This window comes from Streptomyces sp. MnatMP-M17 (genome assembly GCF_900091995.1).
Lineage (GTDB): Bacteria > Actinomycetota > Actinomycetes > Streptomycetales > Streptomycetaceae > Streptomyces.
In genome coordinates this window covers 1-11,053 of sequence record NZ_FMDK01000251.1, presented here as the reverse complement: position 1 = coordinate 11,053, position 11,053 = coordinate 1, and the positions used below count along the sequence as shown (strand labels likewise).

The window sequence follows — 11,053 nt, the reverse complement described above, 5'->3', positions numbered from 1 at the left end:
AGTCCGGCCGCCTCCAGCGCGAGCGCGACGGCCCGCACCGGGCGCCGCCGCTCCCACGGCGCCGGAGTGGCCGCCGGATCACCCGGGCCCGTATGGGTCAGCCGCCGGATCTGGAGCAGCCCTTCGAAGGCGACCCGGACCTCGGCCGCCCGCGCCTGCGGATCCGTGCCCGGCACCGGTCCGTCGCCCGTCGCTGCCTCGAAGCCGCCCTGCCCTGATCTGCCGTCCCTGTTGTCCTTTGCCGTCTCTTCCTCTGCCGCCACACACAGACTCTCTCAGCCGGCTCGGACAATCGCCTGGCGCGCCAGCAGATGTCCGCAATTTGCGTAACAGATCTTTATTTCTTGCGCGGTAGATTGGTAGCTTGATGGCGTGAAGAAGAGACTTGCTCAGGTGGCCGAGTTCGCCGGTGTCAGCGAGACCACCGCGCGACGGGTGCTCAACGGCGCGACGGATGTGGCGCCGGCGACCCGTGACGCGGTACTGACCGCCATGGACGTCTGCGGATTCGAACGGCCCCGCGAACTGCGGCAGGAGCGGGCCGCGCTGGTCGGGCTCGTCGTACCCGATCTCCAGAATCCGATCTTCCCGGCGTTCACGGAGGCGCTGGCCGGGCTTCTCAACAAGCGCGGACTCATCCCCGTGCTCTGCACGCGCACCGCCGACGGAGTCTCGGAGGCGCATTACATCGACATGATCCTGAAACAGAACGTCGGCGGGATCATCTTCGTCGGCGCCAGTTACGCGGACGCCGGACCCGAGCAGGGCCGGGCCCTGAGGGAGCGTCGGATACCGGTCGTCCTGCTCAACGCGGCGGACGAGAACCTGGGCGTCGCCCAGGTGTCCATCGACGACGCGGCCTCGGCCGAGCAGGTGCTGAACCATCTGGCGGCGATGGGACATGAGCGGATCGGCATGATCCTCGGGCCTGTCGGCCATGTTCCCTCGGCCCGTAAACTCGCAGGTTACGAGCGCTTCCACGGGCGGCGCGGCGGCGGTTCGCCCAACGACCGGCGCAAGCTGGTCGCGCATGGCCTGTTCTCGATGGAGGGCGGTGCGACGGCGTTGCCGCGGCTGCTCGCCGAGGGTGTCACGGCGGTGGTCTGCGCGAGCGACGCACTCGCTCTCGGCGCCATCAGGGCGGCGCGCCGCCAGGGACTGCGGGTGCCGGAGGATCTGTCCGTCGTGGGATTCGACGACTCTCTGTACATGGTGGCGACCGATCCGCCGCTGACGACGGCCCGCCAGCCGGTCCAGGCGATGGCCGCGGCGGCCGTCGCTTCACTGGCCGCCCAGATGAAGGGCCATGCCTCGGCCGGAGAGCTGATGATGTTCGACACCGAGCTGATCGTCCGCAGTTCAACGGCGCCTCCGGCCCGTACCGGCGGCGGCTGACCGTACATCGGCGGCGAGTGCCGCACGCGAGAGGCCCGGCGATCCGCCGGGCCTCTTTTGTCGTGTCCGGGCGCTGTCCGGCGCCCTCCGGCACCGAACGGCCGTATCCCGGCACCGCCCTCCACGATGTGACGGTCCGTTACAAACCCGAATCTCTGGGATTAACTTCTTGCGCAGACTCATTGACTTCTTGCGGCACGCGCTTTTACTGTCAGCGCCGTCGGGAGACCACAGGCACCAGCTCTCGCCGCAATTCACGCAAACGCTTTGCAGACCTCGCCGCCCGCGACCGGGCGAGGGCGAGCCGTCTGCCGTCGTTGTCAGGAAGGCATGGGATCCCATGGTTGGCACAGCAAGACGTCATGTACTCGGCCTGGCCGTGGCCGCCCCGCTCTCCCTCGTACTCGCCGGCTGCGGCGGTTCGCCGGCACCCTCGGGCGTGGGCAAGGACGGCGTGGTGACCATCAGCGTCAACGGCATGCCGGCGAAGACCCAGCCGGCCGACCGCAAGGACTTCGAAGAGCTGGTCAAAGAGTTCGAGGCGAGCCATCCGAAGATCCGGATCGATGCCCGTGAAGGCCAGATGGATCCGAAGACCTTCGCAGCGAAGCTGGCGGGCGGCCAGCTGGAGGACGTGTTCTATGTCTACTTCACCGATCCGGCCGGTTTGATCCAGCGTCGCCAGGCCGCCGACATCACGCCGTATCTGAAGGACGTGCCGTACCTCCAGGACGTCCGGCCCGAGCTCCAGGACGTCTTCAAGGACGCCGACGGCAGGATCTACGGGCTGCCGACCGGCAACTACTCGCTCGGTCTGGTCTACAACCGGGCCTTGTTCACCAAGGCGGGGCTCGATCCGGACCGGCCGCCGGCCACCTGGGACGAGGTACGTACGGCGGCCGGGCGGATCAGCGCGCTCGGCGACGGCACCGTGGGATACGCCGACTACAGCAAGAACAACCAGGGCGGCTGGCATCTGACGTCATGGATCTACTCCATGGGCGGAGAGGTCGCCACCCGTGGCGACGACGGTCGCTGGAAGGCCGCCTTCAACAGCGCGGCAGGACACAAGGCGCTCCAGGCCCTGCACGACATGCGGTGGACCGACAACAGCATGGGCACCCGTCAGCTGCTGGAGATCGGCGACGTCCAGAAGATGATGGGCTCGGGCAAGCTCGGGATGTATATGGCCGGTCCGGACAACATCCCCACCATCGTCAAGCAGTTCGAGCGTGAGTACGAGGAGTTTGGTCTCGCGGCGCTGCCCGGCACCGCGACGCTCGGCGGAGGCGACGGCTTCATGTTCAACCCGAAGGCCTCGCCAGAGAAGATCAAGGCCGGTCTCCAGTGGGTCCAGTGGAAGTACCTCAATCCGGACCGCGAGGAGAAGAACGCCAAGAAGTGGGCCGGGCAGGGCATTCCGATCGGGCTGCCGCAGCCGAATCTCTTCCGGGGCGAGGCGCAGGCGAAGAACGACGCGATCCACGCCAAGTACGCCAATGTGCCGCAGCGGAACTTCAAGCCGTTCGTCGACCGCAGCCCTCAGGTCGCGGTGAAGATCGAGCCGCCCAACGCCCAGCAGCTCTATACCGTCCTGGACGGTGTCATGCAGTCCGTGCTGACCAAGAAGGACGCGAACCTCGACCAGTTGCTCGCGACCGCCGAGAAGAAGGCCGACGCCATACTCGCCACGGTCCGGTGAACCATGACGGTCCGCAGGTCGCGCCGGTTCCACGAGAATCTGGTCGCGTATCTCTTCCTCTCCGCCGGTCTCCTCTGCTTCGCGCTCTTCTCCTGGTACCCCATCGTGCGTGGCCTGCTGCTCAGCTTCCAGCAGGTCACCTTCGCGGAACCGGCCCGCTGGGTGGGGCTCGACAACTTCCGCCGGCTCTTCGACGATCCGCTCTTCGCCACCGCCTGGCAGAACACCGGCTGGTTCACACTGCTCGCGCTGGTCTTCGGATTCGCGGCGCCCTTCGCCACCGCCGTCGTCCTCAATGAACTGCGCCACGGCAAGGCGTATCTGCGGCTGACCGTCTATCTGCCGGTGATGCTGCCGCCGATCGTCACGATGCTGCTGTGGCGGTGGTTCTACGATCCGGGCCCCGGGCTCTTCAACAAGGTCCTCGACCTCGTCCACCTGCCCGCCCAGCAGTGGCTGGAGTCGGAGAATCTGGCGATGGTCTCCCTGGTGCTGGTCTCGACCTGGGCCAATATGGGCACCACCACACTGATCTATCTCGCCGCGCTCGGCGGTGTGCCCGGCGAGCTGTACGAGGCGGCCGAGCTGGACGGCACGTCGATCCGGCAGCGCCTGTGGCATGTCACCGTTCCGCAGCTGCGCTTCATCCTGATGATCACGCTGCTGCTTCAGATCATCGGCACGATGCAGGTGTTCATCGAGCCGTTCGTGCTCACCGGCGGCGGGCCCGACGATGCCACCGTCACCGTTCTGCTGCTGCTCTACCGGTACGCGTTCGTCTACAGCGACTTCGGCCTGGCCAGCGCCATGAGCACGGTGCTCTTCCTGGTGCTGGGTCTCTTCGCGGGCATCTATCTGCGGCTGACCCGCACCAAGAGCTGAGAGGACGTACTGCCATGGCCGCCGAGACCGCCGTACGCACCCTGATAGCACCCGCCGAGATGACCAGGCGCACCGGCCGGTTCATCCACCGCTTCGTACTCGTCATGACTCTGACCGGCTTCACCCTCGCCTTTGTCTTCCCTCTGTACTGGATGGCGACCGGCGCACTCAAATCGTCCGCCGAGCTGGCCGATCCGAACCCCACACTGCTCCCGAGGAGCTGGCACCCGGAGAGCTACACCGAGGCCTGGACGAATGTCGGACTTGGCCAGTACTTCCTGAACACCTTTCTTCTCGCGGCCGGAGCCTGGCTGTGCCAGCTCGTGGTGGACGTCGCCGCCGCCTACGTCCTGTCGAAGCTGCGTCCGGTGCTCGGCCATGTGGTCCTCGGGATGATGCTCGCGACCTTGATGCTGCCGGTCTCGGCGCTGCTCGTACCGACCTATCTGACCGTGGTGGACGTCCCGCTGGTCCATCTCAATCTGATCAATACGCCCTGGGCGGTCTGGCTGCCCGCCTGTGCCAACGCCTTCAACATCTTCATCCTGAAGCGGTTCTTCGACCAGATCCCGGGTGAACTCCTCGACTCCGCGCGGATCGACGGCGCGGGCACACTGCGCGTCCTGGTCTCCGTCGTCCTGCCGCTCTCCCGGCCCGTACTGGCCGTGGTCTCCATCTTCGCGGTCGTCGGCGTCTGGAAGGACTTCCTCTGGCCGATGCTCGTCCTGCCCGATCCGGCGAGACAGCCCATCACCGTGGCGCTCAACCGGCTCTCCCTGGACATGCCCGCCAACCAGCTGCTCGCGGGCATGGTCATGGCCAGTGTGCCGCTGCTCGTCCTCTTCCTGATCTTCCAGCGCAGCATCATCGCGGGACTGACGGCGGGCAGCCTCAAGGGCTGACCGTCCCGGACCCGGATTCCCCCCAACCCTCACGGAAGGACACACCGTCGTGTCACCCGCACCCCACGCACGGCCCGGCATCCCACGGCTCTGTATCGCACGGCCCCGGGCGGCGAGAGCGGCGGGCCTGGCCCTGCTGCTTCTCCTCTCCCTCCTGTACGCCGTCTCGCGCGGCCCTTCCGCCCATGCGGCGGACGCCACGCTGGAGGCGGAGTCGGCGGCGCTCTCCGGCGGCGCGGCCGTCTCGACCGAGCATCCCGGCTACACCGGCTCCGGTTTTGTCGCCGGATACACCGACGGCAACAAGGGCAGGGCGTCCACCTCGTTCACCGTGCCGTCGGCCGAGGCGGGCGACGGATCCCTGCGGATCCGGTACGCGAACGGCACCACCGCCACCATGACGCTCAGCCTGTATGTCAACGGCACCAGGCTCCGTCAGATCAGCCTTCCCGCCACCGCCAACTGGCAGACCTGGGCCACCCGCGACGAACCGCTGACCTACGCCAAGGGCGCCAACACCGTCGCCCTGACCTTCACCACCTCCGACAGCGGCAATGTCAATCTCGACAACATCATCCCGACCACACCCACCACCCCCACCGAGCCGCCGGCCGACACTCTCACCCACCAGGCGGAGAAGGCCTTCTTCTCCGGCGGTCCGGCCGTCGCGACCAGCGTCGGCGGCTACGACGGCACCGGCTATCTCACCGGCTTCACCACCACGGGCGCCCGCTCCGTCCACGCGGTCAACGCGCCGTCCGCCGCGACCTATCCGGTCCTCGTGCGCTACCGCACTCCCGGCAGCGCCGCCGCCACCATCACTCTCACCGCCAATGGCACAAAGATCCGTCAGCTCTCGCTGCCCGGCACCGCGGGCGCCTGGCGGTCCGCCACCACCGACGCTCCGTTGCGCGCACAGCTCAACACACTGACGCTGCGCACCGAGCCCGGTGACAACGGCGATCTCCAGCTCGACGGCCTCACGGTCACCGGCGCGTCCGCCACCGCCGCGCGCGGTGCGACCGTCCCGTACACGACATACGAGGCGGAGAGCGGCACCACCAACGCCTCGGCCATCGGCCCGGACCGCACCTATCTCACCGTTCCGTCCGAGGCCTCGGGCCGCCGGGCCGTCGTCCTCGACCGGACTGGTGAATACGTCGAGTTCACCCTGACGAAACCGGCCGACGCGCTGACCTTGCGCTACTCGGTGCCCGACAACACACCCGCCGCCACCCTCAGCGTCTACGCGGGCTCCACCCATGTCCGCGATCTCGATCTGACGTCCAAGTACAGTTGGGTGTACGGCGCGTATCCCTTCACCAACGATCCGTCCCAGGGCTCGGGACACCGCTTCTTCGACGAGACACGCGCCCTGATCGGCAGCTTCCCGGCCGGGACCGTACTGAAGTTCCAGAAGGACGCGGGCGACCTCGCCGCGTCGTACACCCTCGATCTGGTCGAGACCGAGACCGTCCCCGCCGACCGGACCATGCCGGCCTCGGGCTTTGTCTCCGCGACCACTCTCGGCGTCACGGCGAACGACGGCAGCGACGACACCGCCGCGCTCAACTCGGCCCTGTCGACGGCGACTTCCCAGGGCAAGGGACTGTGGCTGCCCGCCGGTACGTACAACATCTCCGGGCTGGTCAATCTCACCGGGGCCACCCTCCGCGGCGCGGGCGAGTGGTCCACGGTGCTGCGCGGCAGCAACGGCAGAGGCGGACTCTTCGGCCGGGGCGGCACCAGCACCGTCCAGGACCTGACCATCGCGGGCGATGCCACCGTCCGTCTCGACAACGGCTCCGACGCGGCGATCGAGGGCGACTTCGGCAGCGGATCGACCTTCCAGAACATCTGGATCGAACACACCAAGGTCGGCCTCTGGATCGACGCGCCCACCAAGGGCCTGTACGCGAGCGGTCTGCGCATCCGCGACACCTTCGCCGACGGAGTCAACCTCCACAAGGGCACCGCCGACACCGAGCTGTGGAACTCCTCCGTCCGCAACACCGGTGACGACGCTCTGGCGATGTTCTCCGAGAGCCAGGCGGTCAGCAACAGCGCCTTCCGTTTCAACACCGTCCAGGCGCCGCTCCTCGCCAACGCGATCGGTATCTACGGCGGCAACGCCAACCGGGCCGAGGACAACCTGCTCTCCGACACGGTCACCTCCTCCGCCGGCATAGCGGTGAGCACCCGTAACTTCCCGCCGGCGCCTCTGCCGTTCAGCGGTACGACCTCCATCCAGCGCAACACCCTGCTGCGCACGGGCGGGTACGAGCCCAACTGGCAGAGCAGGTTCGGCGCGCTCTGGATCTTCGCCGACGCCTCCGACATCACCGCGCCAATCCTCGTCCAGGACCTCGACATCCTCGACAGCACCTACAGCGGTGTTCTGCTCTCGTACCAGAAGACCATCAGCGGTCTGACACTGAGGAACATCAAGATTCAGAACACCGGTGCCTACGGTATCGAGATCATCTCCGCCGGCTCCGGCACCTTCTCCGGTGTCACGGTCACCGGCACGGCCTCCGGCGGACTCATCTCCACCGGCGGCTTCACGATCACGCGCGGTACGGGAAACAGCGGCTGGTAGCCGTCCCGCGAGCCTTGGTGCGTGCTTCGGCGCATACCTCGGTGTGCGCCTCGGTGCGGGCCCGCGCGGACGGGCCCGCACCCCCCTCATCGGACAAGGAGTCCCTGTGACCCACTGGTGGCGGCATGCCGCGATCTACCAGATCTATATACGCAGCTTCGCCGACGGCGACGGGGACGGCACCGGCGATCTCGCCGGAGTCCGGGACCGGCTGCCGTATCTGCGGGAACTCGGCGTCGACGCCCTGTGGTTCAACCCTTGGTACACCTCGCCCATGGCCGACGGCGGCTACGACGTGGCCGACTACCGGGACATCGATCCGGTCTTCGGCACACTCGCCGAGGCCGAACGCCTGATTGAGGAGGCCCATGGCCAAGGACTGCGGGTGCTGGTCGACCTCGTCCCCAACCACTGCTCCGACCAGCACATCTGGTTCCAGGAGGCGCTGACGGGCGGACCGGGCTCACCGGCGCGCGAGCGCTTCTGGTTTCTGCCGGGACGCGGCCCGGACGGCGACGAGCCGCCCAACGACTGGCAGTCGTACTTCGGCGGCGCCGCCTGGACCAGGATCACCGAGGCCGACGGCACACCGGGGCCCTGGTATCTGCATATGTTCGCGCCCGAGCAACCCGATCTGAACTGGGAACACCCGGAGGTCCGGGTCGAGTTCGAGGACATCCTGCACTTCTGGCTGCGCCGTGGCGTCGACGGTTTCCGGATCGATGTCGCCCATGGCCTGGCCAAGAAGGAAGGGCTGCCCGATGTCGGCCCGGACCCGGATCCCACCGATCTGCCCTACCAGGACCATGACTCCGTCCATGAGATCTACCGGAGCTGGCGCAAGATCCTTGACGGCTACGACGGAGAGCGGATCTTCGTCGGCGAGGTCTGGCTGCCCACGGCCGAACAGTTCGCCCGCTATCTGCGTCCCGGCGAGCTGCACTCGGCCTTCAACTTCGACTTCCTGTGCTGCGCCTGGGACGCCGCCGCGCTGAGGGAGGTCATCGACGGGACCTTGGCCGCCCACGGTCCGGTCGGAGCGCCGCCCACCTGGGTGCTCTCCAACCACGACACCATCCGGCATGTCACCCGCTACGGCCGTGAGGACACCTCGTTCGACATGGGGGACAAGCGTCCGGGCGATCCCAGCGATCCGGTCCTCGGCCGCCGCAGGGCCCGTGCCGCCGCGCTGCTCACCATGGCCCTGCCCGGTGGTGTGTATGTGTACCAGGGCGATGAACTGGGCCTGCCCGAGGTACGGGACCTGCCCGACGAGCTGCTCCAGGATCCGGCCTTCGTACGGTCCGCAGGAGCGGACCGGGGCCGGGACGGCTGCCGTGTCCCGCTGCCCTGGCGGAGTGGTACAGGTGCGGGCACGGGTACGAGCACGGGCGAGGGCACCGGCCGGGCGGCGGATACGGCGGTCTCGCTCGGCTTCTCGCCCGACGGCGCGACCGCGGCGCCCTGGCTGCCTCAGCCCAAGGACTGGGACACACTGACCGTTCAGGCGCAGGAGGCCGATCCCGGCTCGTTCCTCGCCCTCTACCGCGCGGGACTCGCCCTGCGCGCGGCCCGGCTGACCGGTCTTCCCGAGACCTTGACCTGGGTCGAAACAGGACCGGACACGCTGTGCTTCGACCGGCCGGGCGGATTCCGCTGTCTGGTCAACACCGGCGGGACGCCACTCCCGCTGCCCTCGGACGCGACCGTACTGCTCAGCAGCGCACCGCTGGAGGCCGGACCGGGGGAGCCGGGGGAGACTGGCGGGAACGACGCCAGGCTGCTGCCCTCGGACGCCTGCGCCTGGCTCCACCGGGATGGAACGGAGACCTGAGCAGGTAAGGCGGGCCTGAGAAAGAGAGGCCCCGACCGGACGGGGGGCGCCGGTCGGGGCCGTAACGGGGAGGATGCGGATGGCGGTCGCCTCGCGGCGGCGTGCTCCATAAGGCTTCAGCCGAACGATCTTCCTTATGGGCGATTCTTATGTGGGCCCCGGGGACTCAGTTCCATCCACACCCTCACACTCCACAACGGCGGGCCGTCCCGGAATGTTCCCCGCCTTTGACGACAGGATCCAGCAGAAGACCGGCGTCAGGACGGCAGCACCCAGATCGGGTTCGAGTAGAACCAGAGGTCCTGCCACGGGTCGGCGGAACCGACGACATCGATCGCCGGGCCGAACGGGTCGACCGCGGCACCGTGGACGCCCACCGCGCTGCGCTTGCCATCGGTACCGCGCAGCCGGACGTACAGCGGGCTGGAGACCTTGCCGAGCTTGTACGTGAGCTTCACCGTGCCCGTCGACTCGTTGACCTCGAAGGACTTGACGACCTTCGCAGTCGGCGCGGTGAAGGTGTCCTTGTCGCGGACCGGTCCCGTGACATCGCCCTGGATGATGTCGACACGGGCCAGCTTCGGCACGAACTGCGCCCAGTTGGCGCCGTTGGCGAGCGCGATCTCGATGGTCAGCTCGACGTTGTCACCGCGCTTGGTGTGCAGCGCGCCACCGAGCGTGGTCCAGCGGCTGCCGCCCTTGATACGGACGTCGAGACCGCTGATCAGGGCGCCGTGGTCGACCCAGATCCGGCCCGCGCGCATACCGTCCATGACCGCCGCGTACGAGAACCGGTCCGCGCCGACGTGCGTACGGCTGTAGTGGCCCGGCCAGTAGTCGCCCTCCGCGAGGTTGAGGCCGTCGCTGCTGTAGACCGGGTCGGCGTGCCGGCCGTTGACCGCGAAGTTGTCGTTGGGGCCGGTCATGGAGGGATCGGCGTAGACCCGGTGCGAGTCCGAGTTGGCGGTGATCCACCACGGCTTGCCCTCGGCCAGCAGGCTGTCCCAGAGACCGCCGACGGTGGAGGTCATCCAGTCGAAGCCGCCCCAGGTGCGGTAGCTGTCCGCCGGGTAGCCCGGGAAGGAGCTGGCGCTCGGGCCGTTGCCGTAGAAGCCACGGGCCTGGGCGCCGCCCTTGGGAGCCGGCAGACCGGCGGCCTGGTGACCGGGAGCGCCCTCCATACCGATGGCGATCGGGTGGTCGGACGAGGTGGCGTCGCGCCAGCCGCGGATCTCGTGCGGCGAGTCGATGCCGTTACGGGCCGGGTGGTTGGCCAGCATCAGCGCGTCGTCGACCTTGCGGCGGCGCACCTGGTCGGCGAGGAACTGGAGACCGGAAATGGCCAGGGCCTCGTTGACGTCGTTGGACGAGCTGGGGTGCAGGCTGCCGTCGTAGTCGTTCTCGAACCTCTTCAGCACCTCCACCTCGTTGCTGCCCGGGTGGACGAAGACCGTGGCGTGCTCGGCGCCCGGGATGTTCCACTCCAGGCCCTGGAAGACGAGCTGGTCCTTGAAGACCTTGCGGGCCTCCTTGATGTCCGGGTTGACCTTGTCCACACCGATCTTGGCGTGCGCCTCGCTGCCGTGGTCGGTGATGACCATCCAGTCCAGACCGTGGGCCGTGCCCTGGCGGACCTGGTCGATGACGCGGTACTTGCCGTCGCTGCTGTACTGCGTGTGGATGTGGTGGTCGCCCGCCAGCCACAGGAAGCCGTTGCTCTTGGAGCGGCTGGCCAGCGG

At 68.0% G+C, this 11,053-nt stretch carries 7 protein-coding genes and 1 pseudogene; 6 read left to right on the top strand and 2 right to left on the bottom strand.

Annotated features, from left to right (window positions below; genetic code table 11):
• Positions 1–263, bottom strand: a pseudogene (locus tag GA0115259_RS12285) (hypothetical protein); the annotation flags it as partial.
• A gap of 109 nt (positions 264–372) precedes the next feature.
• Between GA0115259_RS12285 and GA0115259_RS12280 the strand changes: the two are divergent.
• The 6 genes from GA0115259_RS12280 to GA0115259_RS12255 all read left to right on the top strand — a co-directional run bounded on the left by GA0115259_RS12280 (position 373) and on the right by GA0115259_RS12255 (position 9,314).
• Positions 373–1,395 (top strand): LacI family DNA-binding transcriptional regulator, encoded by a 1,023-nt coding sequence (locus GA0115259_RS12280; protein ID WP_093595098.1) that lies wholly within the window; start codon positions 373–375, stop codon positions 1,393–1,395.
• Between the two features lie 340 nt (positions 1,396–1,735).
• Positions 1,736–3,097 carry an ABC transporter substrate-binding protein gene (locus tag GA0115259_RS12275; protein WP_176732523.1) on the top strand — a complete coding sequence of 454 codons (1,362 nt, stop codon included), beginning with the start codon at positions 1,736–1,738 and terminating at the stop codon, positions 3,095–3,097.
• A 3-nt stretch (positions 3,098–3,100) separates the two neighbouring features.
• The gene (locus tag GA0115259_RS12270) at positions 3,101–3,979 is read left to right on the top strand and encodes a carbohydrate ABC transporter permease (RefSeq protein ID WP_093595095.1); all 879 of its coding nucleotides are present in this window, start codon (positions 3,101–3,103) and stop codon (positions 3,977–3,979) included.
• A gap of 14 nt (positions 3,980–3,993) precedes the next feature.
• A complete protein-coding gene (locus GA0115259_RS12265; RefSeq protein ID WP_093595092.1) occupies positions 3,994–4,881 on the top strand; it encodes a carbohydrate ABC transporter permease in 888 nt (295 codons plus the stop codon).
• Positions 4,882–4,930: 49 nt separating this feature from the next.
• The gene (locus GA0115259_RS12260) at positions 4,931–7,480 is read left to right on the top strand and encodes a CBM35 domain-containing protein (RefSeq protein ID WP_256097981.1); all 2,550 of its coding nucleotides are present in this window, start codon (positions 4,931–4,933) and stop codon (positions 7,478–7,480) included.
• 106 nt (positions 7,481–7,586) lie between these two features.
• Positions 7,587–9,314 (top strand): glycoside hydrolase family 13 protein, encoded by a 1,728-nt coding sequence (locus tag GA0115259_RS12255; protein WP_107469174.1) that lies wholly within the window; start codon positions 7,587–7,589, stop codon positions 9,312–9,314.
• A 257-nt stretch (positions 9,315–9,571) separates the two neighbouring features.
• On the opposite strand, the gene GA0115259_RS12250 is transcribed toward GA0115259_RS12255, so the two are convergent.
• Positions 9,572–11,050 (bottom strand): PHP domain-containing protein, encoded by a 1,479-nt coding sequence (locus GA0115259_RS12250; RefSeq protein ID WP_093595101.1) that lies wholly within the window; start codon positions 11,048–11,050, stop codon positions 9,572–9,574.
• Between the last annotated feature and the right edge of the window lie 3 nt (positions 11,051–11,053).

Coding starts and splice junctions, on each gene's coding strand:
- GA0115259_RS12275 (WP_176732523.1), top strand. CDS start 1,736: ATGGTTGGCACAGCAAGACGTCATGTACTCGGCCTGGCCGTGGCCGCC.
- GA0115259_RS12270 (WP_093595095.1), top strand. CDS start 3,101: ATGACGGTCCGCAGGTCGCGCCGGTTCCACGAGAATCTGGTCGCGTAT.
- GA0115259_RS12265 (WP_093595092.1), top strand. CDS start 3,994: ATGGCCGCCGAGACCGCCGTACGCACCCTGATAGCACCCGCCGAGATG.